We start from the raw sequence: 18,033 nt of genomic DNA on the forward strand, positions 1-18,033 counted from the left end.
GTTTTATAACTGAGTATTTCTGCAAGAGGAAAATGCCGTTCGCCTCGCTGGCTCGGTCTCACCTTACGCAGAAATAGCAAATCATCGATTTGCAAGGCAATTTCTGCGTCCCCTTCGTCTAGAGGCCTAGGACACCGCCCTTTCACGGCGGTAACAGGGGTTCGAATCCCCTAGGGGACGCCACTTCCTAGAAGTGCAAAGCCAAAAAGCTCGTATGGTAAGAGTGTAAATAACCAGTCCTAGTGACACAGAATTTCAGTTTTATAACTGAGTATTTCTGCAAGAGGAAAATGCCGTTCGCCTCGCTGGCTCGGTCTCACCTTACGCAGAAATAGCAAATCATCGATTTGCAAGGCAATTTCTGCGTCCCCTTCGTCTAGAGGCCTAGGACACCGCCCTTTCACGGCGGTAACAGGGGTTCGAATCCCCTAGGGGACGCCACTTCCTAGAAGTGCAAAGCCAAAAAGCTCGTATGGTAAGAGTATAAATAACCAGTCCTAGTGACAGCTTTTGTTGTCCCCTTCGTCTAGAGGCCTAGGACACCGCCCTTTCACGGCGGTAACAGGGGTTCGAATCCCCTAGGGGACGCCACTTCCTAGAAGTGCAAAGCCAGAAAGCTCGTATGGTAAGAGTGTAAATAACCAGTCCTAGTGACAGCTTTTGTTGTCCCCTTCGTCTAGAGGCCTAGGACACCGCCCTTTCACGGCGGTAACAGGGGTTCGAATCCCCTAGGGGACGCCACTTCCTAGAAGTGCAAAGCCAAGAAGCTCGTATGGTAAGAGTATAAATAACCAGTCCTAGTGACACAGAATTTCAGTTTTATAACTGAGTATTTCTGCAAGAGGAAAATGCCGTTCGCCTCGCTGGATCGGTCTCACCTTACGCAGAAATAGCAAATCATCGATTTGCAAGGCAATTTCTGCGTCCCCTTCGTCTAGAGGCCTAGGACACCGCCCTTTCACGGCGGTAACAGGGGTTCGAATCCCCTAGGGGACGCCATCATTTCAGGATTAACTTCTTCCTTAATCACTCTTTTTTAATATTCATTATATATACCCCTTTTTTAAATTTTTTCTAAAAACTTATAGTTATCTTTTCTCTGTCGAAATGACATTGCATCGGCTGTTGAACACCTTAAATTTATACCAATTCACACTAATATCTGATCAATTTGAGAGATAAAAGCTGCTGCTAACTGCGTTAAAAATAATAACTAAATAGCAAATTTTTTCTTTTCCTACACGGATGTAGATACCTTAGCGGTAGCAGGGCGCGAGAGCGGAGTTATTAACTCGCTTTTCTCGACTCAAAGTTGATCAACTCATACCATTTTGAATAATTAACTGGTCAGATTTATCCAGTCCCTAAAGCACAATGATTTCACCCTGTCAGCACATGAGATAAACGCATTCCATGCATCACTTACCTGCTCCAAAATGTCATCGTAGTTTGCAAACGTTCTGTTTGACAGCTTATGTTGTCTGAGCCAACTCCACACTTGTTCTATGGGGTTTAACTCTGGGGAATAAGGCGGCAGCCTGATGATCACTACATTCTCCAAGCCTTTTACTAAACCATCTTTGAAGTGCCAGGCTGCGCGATCCATCACGACCACAGCCATTCTTCCTGGTTGAGTCTTTTGTGATATTTGTTCCAGGTGACAATACATGGCTTCTTTATTCACTAAAGGTGAGATGAGTGCTTCTGTTTCACCAGTCGTCGGACACACTGCGCCAAATAGATAGGCATATTCGAATTGTTGCTGCTTTACGACTCTTGGACGTGAGCCTTTTTCAGCCCAAACTTTTGTAGTCGAAGTTTGCTGACCAAATCGTGCTTCATCCTGAAACCACACATCAATGCGTTCAGGGAGAAGGTGTCCCGGGATGTGAAGGATCGTTTCCAGCTCAAAGTTTTTTAAAAGCTTTCTGGCGAGCTTGATCTCCTTTGGGGTGGATTGACCGACTGCTAATCCATGAGAAGTTTTGCCTTTTCAATAGCCTGTGAACGGCCGACAACTCGTATTCTATGTTAAAAGACTCAGATATATACTGCTGAATATCTTCTAATGTTAGCCGACCACCTTCCGTGCGGTTTATAGAGTTGAGTACAAATGCTTTAAGCTGCTTCAGCTGTGAATCATCAAGTTTGCAAGGGCGGCCCGAGCGAGGTAATTCCTCCAAGCCTTCTAACCCATAGTCGAGATAGTCTTTCACCCATTTATTCACGCTAGTACGGCTGACCTTTAAGTATTCAGCAATCTGATAGCGAGATTTACCTTCAAAGAAATGAGCTAGTGCGAGCATGCGCACTTTCTTTCTTGGATCTTTAGTCTGTTTGGAGAGCTTAATAAATTCAGAGGGCTGCAAAATCACTATCACTTCGATGATAATTGGATTTTGACATTAGATCATAAATTTAATCAATTTGGTATCATTAAGAGAATTGGTATTATTTAGGATAATGAGCAGTGCAACAGATCTTTTTTTCCTATTTAAACCATTATTATATTTTAGGCGACTAACTGATTTTAAAGGAGATGAAATCAATGAAAAAAATACTAGCTGCATCGTGTTTACTATCCGTATCTTTAACCGCTTGCTCAAAACCGGAAATTGATTGCTCAGTCTTTCCTTCACAGCAAGATTCACAGTACATATTGCCTTATGAAACCGGTACTGCATGGAATGTCTATGCCGCTACCGAGCATTATCGAAGTTCAAATAACGGTGTCGGTACCTATGCAATTGATTTTGTAATGCCAATTGGTACAAAGGTACTTGCGTCTAGAGCAGGGGAGGTTGTTAGCGTTCGAGAGACTTTTAAAGACGGAAACAACATAGATTTAGAAGAAAATTATGTCTTTATTCAACATGAAGATGGCACAGTCGCAAGATATTTTCACCTTACTCACAATGGCGCTTTGGTTGAAGAAGGGGATAAAGTTAACGCGGGAGATGTCATTGGGTTAAGTGGAAATACTGGGCAAAGTGGCGGTCCTCATTTGCACTTTGATGTACAACAGTGTGGACCTAATTTGCCACCAAATTATAATCGTTTACCGTGTGGACAAACCGTTCCCGTTACCTTCCGAAATACTGAGTTACATGCTTGCGGGTTACAAGCTGGCAGGGAATACACGGCTGAAAAGCTTTAATTTAACTTGGCTTTTCCTGTGACTGTAAAATAACTTGATTGTCAGTAATTGCTGATGAGCAGCCAAAGCTCTTCAAAAAATACGATTACTGACAGCATTAGTTAGTCTATAAAAAGAAGCTGAAATTTAACCTTGGTATGTAACTTGCTGAGTTTTAAATACATGATTTCTTTACTTTGTCCTATTGAATGGGGCGGTGCAAGAGTAGAGGAAGCTTTACGATGGAATATCAAAAGGAATTTAACAATGCAGATCTATCAATCTCAAAGTGCAGTAGTAAACCACAATGACCGTCCTCAAGCTGTGAAGAACAATCAAGATAATGATCTAGAGGTTGAAAGTTCAACTTCACAGCCCCCCTTTTCAACAACGCTGAAAAATAGTCAAAATTTGACTTATATGCTCAGTAAAAACCATATAAGTACCGTTAGCGAAGAAGATAGAGCATTTTTGTCTCAAGATATAGGCACATTATCTTTGGGACTAGGAGATCTAGAAAGGCACTATCAAAGCTATGGTCAACAGCAAGATGTAGTGGCGCTGATCAAAGTTGAAGGTCAAGTGATGGCGTATATGCGCCGGGATGGCTCAGTGGCCGGACGTAATGGTGTCGAAGACTTATTCCAGCAATTTAGTGGAGATGTTCAACAATTAAAAGTTCTTGTTCAGCAGAAGTTTGCTGGAAAAGGGGAGTTGGAAGTATTTGAGCAAGGTCAAGGTCCTAAAAATAGTACTATTTTTGAGATGTTTAATGGGAAGTCATATGAAGTGTTTTCCCGTGAACAAATCGCAATGCGCAAAGATGCACAACATGCTCAACAGCTAGCCCAAGAACAAAATAGTCGTCGTCAGGTCATGTTCCACAATGAGCCGCAAACTGCCGTTTTTTATGTTGCAGGAGAGGTGGTAGGTAGTATGGATGAGCATGGATTCGCAGACGTAGGGCAAGCATTGATAGATATGGCTGATAGACGAGGCATTGCACGTTCAGAACTAGGCGATTTATTTACCTTAGACCTTAATAGATCACCTAACGAGTACAAAAATATGCTTCAAGAAGTGCTTGGTGAAGATGTGCAACTAGAGCGTTTTTCAGTTGATGCTGCACCTACTCGCAGTGAGGTGCGATCCATGAGCGATAGTGATTAATTTCTAAATAACTTGAACCCGGGATAAGCGACATACTACAGCGCTACTTTTTCGCGTATTTCAGCGTTGAGCTCGCTAGCAATAGCCCGCTATTACATAAGCAAACTCGCCTTGAACAAAATCGCTTGGTGTTAACAGCTTTTGGAAAATTGGTTCGGATATTATCTGACAGGCAGTTATGAGAAAACTGGATGTTGATAAAGCAATATCAGCGTGCAAAATGCAAGATCCCAATTGGTTATTTTTCCTCAAGTTCCTCTTCAGTAAAATTTGGTATAAATGGATTCAGCCACTTTTCAATAAAATGGCACGCTATGCAATTATTAACTTTGGCTCGGTTATCTAGAATTTAAATTTAATGTATTGATATTATTTAATATATTTAATTACATAGCGAGCCATAGAGAGCTCGAATTAGTAATGGCTCGTTTTTGCTAGGCAATATTTGCGTTGCTAGAGCGAAAAACTGCTGGTAACCTGATGGAATCATTAAAATTAAATCTTATTGGTGCGTGGATACGAGGCTGTGGATAATTTCCTTTATCCGAAATTCGTGCTAATAAGCTGTTATAAGCTGTTATAAGCACTAGTAAAGTCCGAGCATGGAAGAAGCCAAGTTAGAAAGAAAAAGCATTGTTTTTCAGCTCGTATTAAATATTTTTCTCGGACCGTTTGGGTTGTTTTATTCGGGTAAAATTACGGCAATAATTCTTTCAATAATTTGTATCGTGCTTCTGCCAGTATTTGGATTAGGGTTATTTCTTACTTGGCCTACATCAATCGTACTAGGTGTATTGTATGTCAAGGATCACAATTATTATGTATATATCATGGAAGGTTTGAGAAAAAATTAAAGTGCTTATAAAAAAGCAAATTAAAAGTTCGGACAAAAAACAGTTGGCTTTGTTCGTACCTCACAAATTATAGCCAACTATTTATTATTAGCGGTTTATTTGCGGTGTTATAAATACTTTCAGAAACTGTGTGTAAATACATTAAGGGATTAATATGTCTTCGACTTATCAACGTTTTTTTTCGAGCAAGCTAACTTTAGCAATGTTAATAATATTTAGTATTTATTTATTGTTGCGTGCTATTGCGTTTTTTGTGCATCCGCCTATTCCTCTATCAGGCGATTATTTCTCATTTGATGGAAAAAAAGTGAGGTATATTTGTAAAGGAAGCGGAAACCCCTATGTTTTTTTTGAATCTGGTTATGGCGATGACTCGGAAGAGGTTTGGTCATCAATCACTGAACAATTACCAAAGACATTTACAGCATGTTATTACGACCGATTAGGTCATGGCGGCAGCGACAACATTCCTACGGATTTTACGACGAGCCAAAAGGCTCAACTTCAAGCTGCTCTTATTCAACATGTCGCGGGTGACAACCCGGTCATTATAGTAGCACGGTCATACGGCGGAATTATCGCAAGACACACTGCCGCAAGAGCCAACATTAATTTGGCAGCGCTAATATTGTTAGACTCAGCGCACGAGTACCAACATGAAATATTACGCGGAACCTTTTCTCCCATCGCTACGCATGTGCAAGTTTGGCATTACGCTGACCCGATCCTGGGGATATCAGATATCAAGAATCTCTTTAAGAAATATGATTCTTCATTGGCTCAACGACTAGAACAGTACTTTTCCAGTTTTCGATACGCGCGTGTGATGTCAGCTTACCGAAACGAAGGAGGCTTCTTCACGCCCTTAGAAGATTTCAATTATGACTTCGGTAACTTAAAAATGGTGGTAATGAGTCATGACAGAGAAGCTTATAAATCAGCACCTCGTTTCTACAACGTCGGAGATAAGTGGGCTGAAATGCAAAAAAGTATCGCTCAGCTTTCTAACAATTCAGAGCATATTGTTGTAAAAGGCGCCACTCATAACATTCCAGGCGATGCTGCTGAGGTGGTTGTAAGCAAGATTATTGAAATTGTGGATAGTGTTACTAACCAATCGAGCGTAAAAAATTTATAATAAGACCTTGAAGACGGAGTAGTAACAGTTGACTCGGCTCCGCTTCGCTTTACATTTTAGTCAACTGCTACTCACCGCATAAGATGGCGTTATTTATCCTCTTGCTTTTTTAAAACATAGATCTCGCCATCGAAACTGCCTTGAATGGTCAATCCTTGTCCTGCCAACTCTTTGAGGTAATCAATATGATCTTGGGTAATATGCTGGCCCGGAACTAACAGTGGAATTCCCGGTGGGTAGGGCGTAACTAAGCCAGCACAAATGCGGTTGTTGGCCTTAGCAATAGGCACCGATTCTCGCTCACCATAGAAGGCATCGCTTGGAATACACGCCAAATCAATCGCTGGTAAATTCTCGGGCAAGCGGGAGCGACGTGTTGATTTAGATAGCTTTACCTTACCGCTGTCGAGTTTTCTCAGCGCGTTGTACAAACGAATGATCTTCGAGCGGGTGCCGCCGAGTGTAAGTAAAACCAAAATGGTGCTGTGAGTATATTTCTCTATTTCCAGCCCGATTTCGTCCAGCAGGAATTTATGGATATCCTTTAACGAATAAGGCAGTTGGCTGATGTCGATAAGAATTTTGAGTGGATCATGGCCCATGTTATCACCACTAAAGTGCGGGAATATCTCCATAAAGTCTTGCTTACCGAGCACTTTAATGTGCTTAAGCGAGGTCATTTGCTGCTTAAATTCTTCCACATGATTCAACAAGGCATTAAGCAACTTATAGCCTTCCATTTCCAACTGCTTTTGGCACACATCAAGCGACGCAATAAGCTGATACTTTGGTGATGTGCTGGCGTAAATGCTGTAAATCTCTCGGAAAAAATCGGCATCAAAGTCCGGGTCGTTGATATGAATGTAAGAAGCCTGAGAAAATGCCGAAACGACCTTATGCGCCGAGTGAGTAACATAGTCGGCGCCAGCATGGATGGCCGAGTAATAGCGTAAGCTGGGATGAAACAGCGAGTAAGCAAACCACGCTTCGTCAATAAACACCTTGATGCCATGCTGATGGGCAAAGTCGACGACTTGTTTTAAATCGCTCAGCAGGCCATCGTAGGTACACCCCGTAAGCACCAGCAATTTCGCGTCGCTATTTTGTTCAATTGCTTGCTTGATATCGGCCAATGATGGCGGCGCGAAAATGCCGTATTTCGGATTTAAAATACTTGATAAATAAATAGGGAAACTGGCCGATTGTAAAATGCCATAGTGCACAGATTTATGGCAATTACGGTCAATGATCACTTTATCGCCTTTGCGAAGCAGTGTTTGCAAAATAATCTTATTCGAAGTCGACGAACCGTTCGTCACAAAATAGGTGCGCTTAACTTCAAACGTTGCCGCAGCAGACTCTTGAGCACGGCCAATGGTGTTGGTACTGTCGGACAAAGAACCTAACGAATCAACCGATACCGACAAGTCACCAACGAACACATTACGACCATAAAATTGATAAAAGTCTTTGATGTAGGGTGAATTTCTAAAGCTAGAGCCGCCGCTATGGCCAGGGGTGTGCCAAGAGTCGTTCGCTTCACCAACATAACTACGATACGCTGTCCAAAATGGCGTTTCAGAACGGTCGTCAAAATCGTTGATCATATAACCTAAAATCGCTTCAGGATCGGAGAGCACTTCGTCTTTAAAGAAGAAGGACTCGATTTCTTCGGACTCATTTACTATCTCTAGCCCTTTAGTGTCGTCGCCAATAACATACACTGGCAATTCGATCCGAATGCTTTTTAACTGATCGATAAAGCGACTATAAACTTGTTCTTCACTTTTGTTGTACACATCCCAACTGAGCACAACCGCCTGAATATCACCGTCGTCTTTGACATGTTCCAAGGCCTTAGGGAGGTCGAGGCATTCAATAATATCGATATGAATATCCTCCCGTTCAAAATTCGGAATTGTTTTGGACAAATTTGTTGAAAGCGCTTGTAAAACCGATGGCTCTTGTTCGATTAACAAGATACGAAGAACAGGTAGCATAGTGAGATTCACATTAAAATTATTAGACTTTCAGTAGCATAAACAAAGTGTTGAAAGTTGTGAAATGAATACTTTGAAAATGTTCTATTCATCGTGCAAATAGGTTGGAGAGCGCGGTTTCGCGCCTGCTCCGACCTATTTGCAGCTTTAACGAATTTTATCTAGCTGGTAGTTGTGAGCGAGGAGCGATTGTTGATAAAACAGCCATCATTTGTCAGCGTGCAAAATGCAAGACCTTACCCCAATTGTTCACTGGCAATTAGTTATTAACTTTGTTAAAACTAATTCATTCGGAAAAGTGCTCGATTTGCGCGCTATTAAATTGTTATACCTTCATATAAAACGCATGATAATTCAAGAGATCGAAGAACGTAACTGGAGTGGCATCTTGAAAATTCAAGATGGAGCCTACCATGAAGTTGGCCCAGAAGAATTGGATGTACTCAAGTCTAAACAATCCTTATCACCAGATACTTGCTTTGTCTGCGTTTCAGAACAGGATGATGTTTTAGGATATTTGTTGGCACACCCATGGAATGGGAGTGAGCCACCGAAATTATTTGAGCCTCTGCCAGACACTGTAAATAGTAACTCTTTATTTCTCCATGATATGGCTGTTAGTCCTCGCTCAAAGGGGCAAGGTATAGGCCATTCGATGATGGCAGAGTTAATAAAGGTTTCCGCATTTAAGGGAATTGAGAGAATAACGCTTGTTGCTGTTCAAGGTGCAGATAGCTTTTGGTCATTACTAGATTTCAAAGAAATCCCAGGGGAAAATCTATGTCCAAGCTATGGCGAAGATGCAATCTTAATGGAGATGGTTCTAGCTGCATAAAAAATTGCAGCATCCGACTACCTCACTCCGTCTGCGTTATGTTCTAGAAAAAGCGGTTCCATTTTGGCGGTGGCAGAGCAAGGCATTATAAGCTTAATAATTATAAGGAATATAATTTGAAAAAGTGGACTTTATTACTCGCCTTAATCCTTTTGATTTTCGGCGGTTTAAAATATCTAGGATTCTTTGCTAAAGGCTATAGTGATGTTTTGGGAAAGCCTATCCAACGCATTGAACTATTTGACTTAAGTGGTAAAAATCACTCTTTTGACGAACTAAAAAGCCAACAAACAGTGATTTATTTTTTCGCTTCATGGTGCGCACCTTGCTATCCAACCTTATCGTTACTGGAAAATTTTACCCATGACCAAACTACAAAGACCAGATTATTAGCTATAGCGCTTGACGAGGACATCGAAGGTGTACAAGCAATGGTTGAAAAAACAGGGTTTACCGGAAATCTGTGGCTCGCAAAGGCTGGCACATCTTTGATTCAGCAAAGGTTCTTTGGCAATGAAAATAGAGTGGTGCCATTTATTTTAAAGCTAGATGCTGATACAAATATAATTGAACGCTCATATAAGCTAGATAAACTCGAACAATGGCAAGCGGTGCTCATTGGAGGGAATAGTTTGAAAATGGCAAGCGGCTTATAACAAGCGTATCAAGAGGTGGAATTGCTAACGCTTGAATAATGGCGGCGTGCAATTCAACTTTAAGAACCCACCTGTTGTCTAATATCTGAAGAAAGCGGATGAAATTTAGGGTAGTTTACTTTTTAGCCTTTTTATTTCAATTCAGTAAAGAAGGAAATCGCTTTCATGTTCACACTTTTAATTAACTCTGATCATTTAAAAGCCTTACTGTTTAGTTTTGTGGTGGGTATCACACTGACTACGACAACCACCTGGGCTGGTGAAAAAAACTTGTCGGGAACACTCGTTGTTGTAAACAAAAGGGCTGATTCGGTTAGTTTTATTGATCTGAATAGCCGGAAAATTAAACAAACGCTTGCAACTGAAAATGGCCCTCATGAATTAGCGATGCGTGCTGACGGGCGAGTGGCTGTAGTTACCAATTATGCTGGTGGTAATAGTGTAACTGTTTTTGATGTTTCACAGGTAAAGGCAATAAAAACCATTGATTTGTCTCGTTACCCAAGGCCTCATGGCGTAATGTTTTTAAAAGATCAGCAAAGAGTTGCAGTATCTTCTGAAGGCTCGGACAGCGTCGTTATTGTTGATATTAAATCAGGTAAAATTGATAAGGTAATAGCAACAAAACAAAAAGGCTCTCACATGGTTGCGCTGCCAGAGTCTAGTGAGCGTGTTTATACCACAAATATGAGCTCTAATACGGTATCTGAGTTAGATGTTAAATCAGGTACTTTGCTTAGAAAAATTTCAACGCCTAAAGTACCAGAAGCGATTACGATAAATAAAAAAGGATCAGAGCTTTGGGTCGGGAGCAATAAAGGCGGCTTACTCACAGTCTTTGACCTTAAGCAGAATAGCGTGATTAAGCAATGGGAAGGGTTTAATTTTCCTTACAGAGTGTTACTAACACGTGATGAGCAGTTTGCGGTGGTTCCAGATTATAAGAATAATACCCTTGATATGATTGATGTCACAAAGAAAGAGAAATTGCATCAAATGCAATTTAGTCGGGGAACTGGGCCAAAAGGTGTGGCTTTTCACCCGGATGATCGTACTTTATTTATGTCCGCATACAAGAAAAATAAGGTTCTTGTTATCGATATATTATCAGGCAAAACGTTATTTGAGCTTCCCACTGGTGATGGGCCTGATGGAATTGGGTATTCGCCACTGGTGTTGCCATAGGTGACTATTTAAAGTTCCGTGATCTTTATTTGATGGGGATTTGGGCATCATCAAAAATAACTTGATTATGCCCATGATTAGCTACTCAGTTTTTTCTTTAAACTCACACAAGTCTTCAATTAAACAAGAACCACACTTGGGCTTTCGAGCGGTACAGACATAACGGCCATGTAGGATAAGCCAGTGTTGTACATCGACTTTAAACTCTTTTGGCACGACCTTTTCAAGTTTCTCTTCAACTGCAACCACGTCTTTGCCCATGGCAAATTTGGTACGGTTGGAGACGCGGAAAATGTGCGTGTCAACGGCAATGGTTGGCCAGCCGAAAGCGCAGTTGAGTAGGACATTTGCGGTTTTGCGGAGGGGGTTCAGAATTCTGTGTCAGCTAATTTTGGTTAGATATCTAAGACGTCATCCAAGCACCCATCGAAGTGAATCGCCAGTTGAGACAATGTCATATTCCAGTTCTGGATTGGCATTGTCCATTTCTTAGAAGCATTTAATATTCCAGCATACAGCAGTTTAAGCAAGCTGTTTTCGTTTGGGAAGCCACCCTTTGTCTTGGTTAGTTTTCGGAACTGACGGTGTACTGCCTCGATAGCGTTAGTGGTGTAGATGGCCTTGCGAATGTACTCTGGATACTTAAAATAAACGGACAGGTTTGCTCATTTGTTTCGCCAAGAGCGGAGCTCTATTGGGTAATGTTGCCCCCATTTGGACTCTAAACGCTCAAGTTCCATCTCTGCTGCTTCTTTGCTAACAGCGCGGTAAATTGGTTTTAGATCAGCCATGAACTCCTATTGATGCTTGGAAGCGACGTACTTCATGGAGTTGCGGATCTGGTGAATAACGCATTTCTGAACTTCTGTATTTGGGTAAATGGTTGCAATAGCTTCTGGGAAGCCTGTCAGGCCATCCACGCAGGCGATTAGGATATCTTCGACGCCACGGTTATGCAGATCCGTTAGTACAGATAGCCAGTAGTTCGCGCCTTCTGACTCAGATAGGTACAGGCCAAGCAGCTCCTTCTTACCTTCGACGTTTAAGCCTAAGATCGTGTACACCGCTTTGCTGACATAGCGGCCATCTTCCTTAATTTTGTAGTGGATAGCATCAAGCCAGACGAACGGATAGAGCGCATCTAACGGTCGTTGCTGCCACTCTTTCAATTCGGGTATCAAACGGTCGGTAACGCCTGTGATGGTAGCCTCGGAAACGTCAATGCCATACATATCTTCAACATGGCCGCGGATATCACGATAGCTCATGCCGAGCGAAAACATGGATAAGATCTTACGGCCGATCTCATCGGTTAACTTAGTCTGGTTTTTCTTAATTAACTTTGGCTCAAATGAGCCTGCACGGTCACGCGGGGTATCCAGTTCGAAAGTGTCCACTGAAGATTTAACGGTTTTCTTATTGGAACCATTTTTACGGTTAGGCTGCTCGTCATCTACAAAGTGTTGTTTCAGCTCCGCTTTCAAGGCAGCTTCGGTGATCTGTTTAATAAGAGGAGTTAAGAAACCATCTTTGCCTGTCAGATCTTGCCCTGATTGAAGGGCCTTAATGGCTTGTTCTAAATAGAAGTCTTTGGTCATGTGTCATCCCTGTTTTATATATAATACTGAAATGACACAGATTTCTAAACACTACCGGAAGAGCTTAGGCTTTAATTTTTCTTGCTCTAAAATTACGGCCTTTCATCTTTCCTTCACTAATGGTGTTCAGTGCCAGCCCTGCGATTTTTCGTTGTACTGCCACATAAGAAGCCATCGCAGTGACTTTGATTTTACCGATTTGATCGCCGTTTATTTTTTGGTTGGCGGTTAGCGCACCAAGAATGTCTCCCGGTCTGAGTTTGGCTTTTTTACCCCCGTCGATTTGCAAGGTGATCATCGGGGCGCGAGGCACTTGATTGGTAAATACTTGATCGCTAGGTAATGTGCTTGGTTCGATAGTGAGATTGAGATAATCCTCCAGCGCATTTACCTTGTGTGACTCTTTGTAGCTCATTAAAGAACAGGCGATGCCTTTTTTACCCGCGCGCCCGGTTCTACCAATACGGTGTACATGGACCTCAGGGTCGTGGGCGATGTGGTAGTTCACCACTAAATCAACATGCTCAACGTCAATACCTCGTGCTGCAACATCGGTTGCCACCAGCACCGTGAGACTTTGATTGGCAAACCTAACTAAGGTACGGTCTCGGTCTTTTTGTTCTAGATCTCCGTGCAATGAAGCGACGTCAAAGCCCAGTCTTAACAGGTCATCACTGACATTTTGGCATTCGGCTTTGGTATTGCAGAACACTACCGCAGAGTTAGGCTGAAATTCAAGTAGCAGTTTTTGTAGTGCGACTGGGCGAGCATCGTTACTTTCTATTTCATAAAAATGCTGCGCAATACTGGCATTGCTGTGGTTGGATTCAACCACCACTTTTTCGGGAGAATGCATAACGTGCTTCACCAGCTGCTCGATTTTTTCTGGGAAGGTCGCACTAAATAACAGGTTTTGGCGTTGCTTAGGGCAATGCTCAATAATGCACTCTAAGGCTTCTTCAAAGCCCATTTCCAACATTCGATCGGCTTCGTCCAATACAAAGGTATTAAGTTCAGCCAAAGACAACCGGCCTTTACGTAAGTGCTCTTCGATTCTGCCGGGAGTACCCACCACAATATGCGCGCCATGCTCAAGGGAGCCTATTTGCGGTCCCATTGGCGCACCACCACATAGTGTTAGTACTTTAATATTATGGATTGCGCGCGCGAGTTTACGAATTTCAACGGCAACTTGGTCGGCGAGTTCACGAGTGGGGCATACGACCAATGCTTGGACTCTAAATCGCTCTACCTTCAGATTATTAAGTAGTCCTAACGAAAATGCAGCTGTTTTGCCAGAGCCAGTTTTTCCTTGGCCTATCACATCTTTTCCAGTCAGGATCAATGGCAGTGCTTTGGCTTGGATTTCAGTCATGGTCTCGTAGCCAAGCGACGCAAGGTTATCTAGAAGTTCGGGAGCAAGTGAAGTGGTGGAAAAAGCAGGCTGAGTCACAGTCGTTGTCATCTATAAATACGAAAACCTGATTATATCATGGTGCGACAGAATGCGGTTAATGGCTTTAGTTTTATGTTTAACGCCAGTGCTAAATATGGCCAGTTGCACCAATGCAAACCTCTATACTGGTTTTTTTAAAAGTAAAATGAGGTGGAAGATGAGCACCAATTTCATAATTAAAGGGCTGCAAAAACAATCGTTTTTATCACTTATGTCGTTAACCGACACTGAGCTGCTTCATCACAAGGCAGCATGGGTTATTGCTGACGTCAAGCCGGGTTATCCATGCAGAGTCTCATTGCAAGAGGCAGAAATCGGCGAACGTGTACTATTGGTTCATTATCGCTTTCATGATGTGCAGAGCGCTTATGCTGCATCTGGGCCCATATTTGTTAGAGAAAATGCACAAAATAGCGAGTTGGATATCAATGAAATACCAGAGGTTTTACAGCATCGATTATTGAGTTTTCGCGCCTACAACCAACAAAACAATATGATTGCGGCGACAACAGCACAAGGCACTGACGTGATGCATAAAATCCAATCGTTGTTTAGCAACATTGAAGTGGCGTACATCCAAATTCACAATGCCAATCCGGGATGTTTTAGCTGTTCAGTATTAAGAGTTTAAACATTGGGCTGGCTGATAACGGTAAACCCCGTAAAGCGCTTTGTGTTTACGGGGCGGGAAAGTACTTACTTCGGCTGCGTTGGTTTGCGACTAGGTCGCTTGGCCGAATTAGCATTATTAGCATTGCCATTGCGTTTTTGCTGTGGCTTTCTATTGTTAGGCTTCCCGTGCTGATTAGGTTTTGTTGATGCTGGCGCTTTTTGTTGTGTTGCCGCGCTCTGCTCGCCAGTCTGTGGTTTCGGCTTTTTAGGCTTCTTTGACTTTTTCGGCTTTACTGGACGCGTATCTAGCTTGGATTCAGGCACTGGACTTTGTGGCTCGAACCCAGGTTCTATGATACGAGGGATCAGCTCTTGGATCAGGCGCTCAATGCCAAATAAGTCAGCGGCGACATCTTCTGAAACGAATGAAATGGCTTCACCAGATGCGCCAGCTCGACCCGTTCGGCCAATACGGTGCACATAGTCTTCATATACATTAGGTAAATCGAAGTTGATGACGTGAGGCAGTTCTTCGATATCTAAGCCACGAGCGACAATATCGGTGGCAACTAAGACTCGGATTTCGCTGTTTTTAAAACCAGCTAAAGCGGCGGTACGCGCATTTTGGCTTTTATTGCCATGGATTGCGGCCGCATTGATTTTTGCCTTTTCTAAATCACGCACTAATCGATTTGCGCCATGTTTGGTTCGCGTAAACACCAACACTTGTTGCCAATCGTGTGTTTGGATTAAGTGCTTCAATAATGCGGTACGTTTGCTTTTATCCACTGGATAAACAAACTGAGTGACGCTTTTTGCGGTGCTGTTAGCTGGTGCGACAGAGATCTCAACAGGGTCATTAATGAGACCTTTTGCTAATTCTCGGATCTCATCCGAGAAAGTTGCTGAAAACATGAGATTTTGACGTTGCTTTGGCAACACTTTGATGATCCGCTTGATATCGTGGATAAAGCCCATGTCTAGCATTCTATCTGCTTCATCTAACACTAGAATTTCTAAATCCGAGAAGTCCACAGCATTTTGTTGATAAAGGTCTAGTAATCGCCCAGGTGTGGCTACAAGAATATCTACACCTCTGCGCAGCTTCATCATTTGCGGATTGATTTTTACTCCACCATAGACCACTTCACAGCTCATTGGTAAATGCTTACCGTACAGTGTCGCACTTTCCCAAACTTGCGCTGCCAGTTCCCTCGTCGGCGTTAACACCAAGGCGCGTACTTTGTTGCTACCTGGTTTTTTACCTTGACTCAGGCGCTCTAGCATCGGAAGGGTAAAGCCCGCTGTTTTACCCGTTCCGGTTTGTGCAGCTGCCATGATGTCGCGGCCAGCAAGTATGGCTGGAATAGCCTGCTCTTGAATTGGCGTTGGGGTTGAATAACCTTGTTCGATAACAGCTTGGTTGATTGGAGATGAAAGGCCTAGATGGCTAAAACTCATGTATTGATACTCTGTATTAAGCGGCGGGCAAGAGTACAGGAATTATCCTGTTTAGGCAATTTTTCATCTAATGATTTATATAAAGAAGGGAAGGTACAGTTGTAATTTTGACTGCTTCATCGTTGAACTTAGACAAGTCATACTGGTTTTAAAGTTATTTTCAGGCTGAAGCGAATTAGTTCCAGCCTGAAGTGCAACTTATTCAGATGCCCAAGGTTGCGGCGGCTGATCGGCACCTGCAGCCCACTTGTAGCAACCGCCTAATGATTGGCCACCACCGTCACCACAGCTATTTAAGTTATAGCATTGCTGTTTAGTGACTTTGCCTTGCGGTGCGGGCACCCAAGGGTAGCCATTGCTATTTTGCATCCAAAAACAACTCGCTGATTGGGCTAATCCAAATACAAACGAGTAGTCGGTTGCATAGCTTTTGCCACCGAGCTGTTGTTTCGCCTCTTTGGCAACACTAGCAAATGCATGGCAGGAAAGACAATTAAATCCCTGAGCGTAAGTTTCAAGCATGGTGTTAGCGACAGGAACTTCACTGATGGTTGGTGTTGCGCCACTGATAGATAAAGGTGCAACAGGCGGATTACCGGAAGGTTCGTTATCGTTAATTGAAGCTGATGACCACAGTGTATTCACCAACTGATAGTTGGCGAACACTGAGTTTGGATTCGACTGGCGGATCAGGGTTTGTGCCGACACATTAATTGACGCTATTTTGTTATCAGTGGTGTCTTTAATAGTAAAGTCACGTGATACTTGAATTGGATAGGGATCGCAGCCCTTGGCTTTATCTAGATAATATGCAGGAGAGGTATTCACTTCGCAACTGGTTTGCGTTGCAGGCACACCTGAAACTGTTTTTGCAGTACAAGCAGAAGGGACTTTTTTCACGCTACAGCTTGGCGAATAAAAGGTGTAGTCGTTTGGATTGCTCAATGAATTGAGATCTTTAGTGTCTGGCGCATTCATTTTGTGCTCAAACGTTGCCCAAACCCACTGTGGTTGTGAAGCGGTTTTATGAATAATGTGTAGACCAACTAGGGCTAAGGTTTTTTCACTACAGCTGTTGGTTGTTTCATCATAGATAGAAGCGGTACTGAGTTTAAAGTCGGTTTTCCAGTTACCTTGCTCCGGATTGTTCACCTCTAGCCAAGCGGCTTTTAGCTCCATACCGCCAAGCACAATTTCATCTTTTGGGTTGGTTCCATGCCCCAGTGGCATTGCGATGTTTTTCTTGGCGTTGATCATATTTGCCTGACCATTGGCATCATACAAGGTGTTTTCAACGATAAAGTTGTATTGGTCTTCACTGAATAAGATTTCATAATAAACCAACTGTCCCTGTTTATCGGCAAGCCAGTTTGGATTGTCGCTTGGGAAGGCTTGCGCGGTCTCGGCGCTGAGGTTAAAAGTTTCCCCGCTTTGTGAGTTGACACTGGCTTTTCGACTAGAGGTCATGACACGGTATTGTTGATTATCACTGCCGCATCCAGACGGGGTTGGGCCTTCTCCCCAAGGTTTTGACTGAGTTCCAAACGGCCCGGGGTTTGCCGCGTTAGGTAGAAATACCGAATCGGCATTGGCATAAGTTTCCCACACGGTGAGCGGTTGCTCAGAAGCACTTCCGGGGTTGCCGAATTGTGCAGCGCTAACAGAATTATCAGGTTGCCCGGGCGAGCCTGGTTTTGCTGTCCAGTTCAGTCCCATAAACACTTGCCATGCGAAGCAGTTAACCCCATTTTGTGAGGTAATACTGGTATCACCGGGGACAAAACTCGAAACCGTAGGTGCATTTAAACAAGCAAAGCTTGGTGGGGCGGGTTGTGCTTGTTTTGCTTTTGCAATGGCCGCTGTAGGCAGCAACAAAGGAACCGATGCCGCCAGCAGAGTTACAGCTAAAACTGATTGGTTGATGTTCATTTC

The 18,033-nt window shown here is 42.9% G+C and carries 12 protein-coding genes, 5 tRNA genes and 2 pseudogenes; 12 read left to right on the top strand and 7 right to left on the bottom strand.

Annotated elements, in window-relative coordinates; all coding sequences use genetic code 11:
- Nucleotides 1-107 precede the first annotated feature (107 nt).
- The 5 genes from ACSLBF_RS03595 (at nt 108) to ACSLBF_RS03615 (ending at nt 999) form a co-directional block, all read left to right on the top strand.
- A tRNA-Glu gene (locus ACSLBF_RS03595) sits at nt 108-183 on the top strand.
- Nucleotides 184-365: 182 nt separating this feature from the next.
- Nucleotides 366-441 (top strand) — tRNA-Glu (locus ACSLBF_RS03600).
- 74 nt (nt 442-515) lie between these two features.
- Nucleotides 516-591, top strand: a tRNA-Glu gene (locus tag ACSLBF_RS03605).
- 74 nt (nt 592-665) lie between these two features.
- Nucleotides 666-741, top strand: a tRNA-Glu gene (locus ACSLBF_RS03610).
- Nucleotides 742-923: 182 nt separating this feature from the next.
- A tRNA-Glu gene (locus ACSLBF_RS03615) sits at nt 924-999 on the top strand.
- 340 nt (nt 1,000-1,339) lie between these two features.
- On the opposite strand, the gene ACSLBF_RS03620 is transcribed toward ACSLBF_RS03615, so the two are convergent.
- Nucleotides 1,340-2,369 (bottom strand): IS630 family transposase gene (locus ACSLBF_RS03620; protein WP_440056190.1). Its coding sequence is split into 2 segments (ribosomal slippage): nt 1,340-1,919 and nt 1,918-2,369, totalling 1,032 coding nucleotides; the frame shifts between segments, so codons are not numbered across the junction.
- A 179-nt stretch (nt 2,370-2,548) separates the two neighbouring features.
- Between ACSLBF_RS03620 and ACSLBF_RS03625 the strand changes: the two genes are divergently transcribed.
- From ACSLBF_RS03625 to ACSLBF_RS03635, 3 genes are all read left to right on the top strand, one after another.
- Nucleotides 2,549-3,157, top strand: a complete 609-nt coding sequence (locus tag ACSLBF_RS03625; protein WP_440055242.1) for a M23 family metallopeptidase — start codon at nt 2,549-2,551, stop codon at nt 3,155-3,157.
- Between the two features lie 246 nt (nt 3,158-3,403).
- Nucleotides 3,404-4,306, top strand: coding sequence for a hypothetical protein (locus ACSLBF_RS03630; protein WP_440055243.1), 903 nt, complete (start codon nt 3,404-3,406; stop codon nt 4,304-4,306).
- A gap of 1,008 nt (nt 4,307-5,314) precedes the next feature.
- A complete protein-coding gene (locus tag ACSLBF_RS03635; RefSeq protein WP_440055244.1) occupies nt 5,315-6,298 on the top strand; it encodes an alpha/beta hydrolase in 984 nt (327 codons plus the stop codon).
- 89 nt (nt 6,299-6,387) lie between these two features.
- On the opposite strand, the gene ACSLBF_RS03640 is transcribed toward ACSLBF_RS03635, so the two are convergent.
- On the bottom strand, nt 6,388-8,298 hold the full coding sequence (locus ACSLBF_RS03640) for an aminotransferase class I/II-fold pyridoxal phosphate-dependent enzyme (RefSeq protein ID WP_440055245.1): 1,911 nt from the start codon (nt 8,296-8,298) through the stop codon (nt 6,388-6,390).
- 226 nt (nt 8,299-8,524) lie between these two features.
- Between ACSLBF_RS03640 and ACSLBF_RS03645 the strand changes: the two genes are divergently transcribed.
- The 3 genes from ACSLBF_RS03645 (at nt 8,525) to ACSLBF_RS03655 (ending at nt 10,974) form a co-directional block, all read left to right on the top strand.
- Complete coding sequence (locus ACSLBF_RS03645; protein ID WP_440055246.1) at nt 8,525-9,133, top strand: GNAT family N-acetyltransferase; 609 nt, start codon at nt 8,525-8,527, stop codon at nt 9,131-9,133.
- Between the two features lie 116 nt (nt 9,134-9,249).
- Nucleotides 9,250-9,789: a TlpA family protein disulfide reductase gene (locus ACSLBF_RS03650; protein ID WP_440055247.1), complete on the top strand. Its 540-nt coding sequence runs from the start codon at nt 9,250-9,252 to the stop codon at nt 9,787-9,789.
- A 165-nt stretch (nt 9,790-9,954) separates the two neighbouring features.
- On the top strand, nt 9,955-10,974 hold the full coding sequence (locus ACSLBF_RS03655; RefSeq protein WP_440055248.1) for a YncE family protein: 1,020 nt from the start codon (nt 9,955-9,957) through the stop codon (nt 10,972-10,974).
- Nucleotides 10,975-11,055: 81 nt separating this feature from the next.
- On the opposite strand, the pseudogene ACSLBF_RS03660 reads toward ACSLBF_RS03655, so the two are convergent.
- The 3 genes and pseudogenes from ACSLBF_RS03660 to dbpA all read right to left on the bottom strand — a co-directional run.
- Nucleotides 11,056-11,334 (bottom strand): annotated as a pseudogene (locus ACSLBF_RS03660) (endonuclease III); the annotation flags it as partial.
- Between the two features lie 35 nt (nt 11,335-11,369).
- A pseudogene (locus ACSLBF_RS03665) lies at nt 11,370-12,572 on the bottom strand (IS256 family transposase).
- A 64-nt stretch (nt 12,573-12,636) separates the two neighbouring features.
- Complete coding sequence (gene dbpA / locus ACSLBF_RS03670) at nt 12,637-14,037, bottom strand: ATP-dependent RNA helicase DbpA (RefSeq protein ID WP_440055249.1); 1,401 nt, start codon at nt 14,035-14,037, stop codon at nt 12,637-12,639.
- A gap of 148 nt (nt 14,038-14,185) precedes the next feature.
- On the opposite strand from dbpA, the gene ACSLBF_RS03675 reads away from it, so the two are divergent.
- On the top strand, nt 14,186-14,659 hold the full coding sequence (locus ACSLBF_RS03675; protein ID WP_440055250.1) for a DUF1203 domain-containing protein: 474 nt from the start codon (nt 14,186-14,188) through the stop codon (nt 14,657-14,659).
- A 65-nt stretch (nt 14,660-14,724) separates the two neighbouring features.
- On the opposite strand, the gene ACSLBF_RS03680 is transcribed toward ACSLBF_RS03675, so the two are convergent.
- Nucleotides 14,725-16,101, bottom strand: coding sequence for a DEAD/DEAH box helicase (locus ACSLBF_RS03680; protein ID WP_440055251.1), 1,377 nt, complete (start codon nt 16,099-16,101; stop codon nt 14,725-14,727).
- A 198-nt stretch (nt 16,102-16,299) separates the two neighbouring features.
- Complete coding sequence (locus tag ACSLBF_RS03685; RefSeq protein ID WP_440055252.1) at nt 16,300-18,030, bottom strand: hypothetical protein; 1,731 nt, start codon at nt 18,028-18,030, stop codon at nt 16,300-16,302.
- Between the last annotated feature and the right edge of the window lie 3 nt (nt 18,031-18,033).

The sequence above is a fragment of the Pseudoalteromonas sp. T1lg65 genome (genome assembly GCF_051930985.1).
Taxonomy (GTDB): domain Bacteria; phylum Pseudomonadota; class Gammaproteobacteria; order Enterobacterales; family Alteromonadaceae; genus Pseudoalteromonas.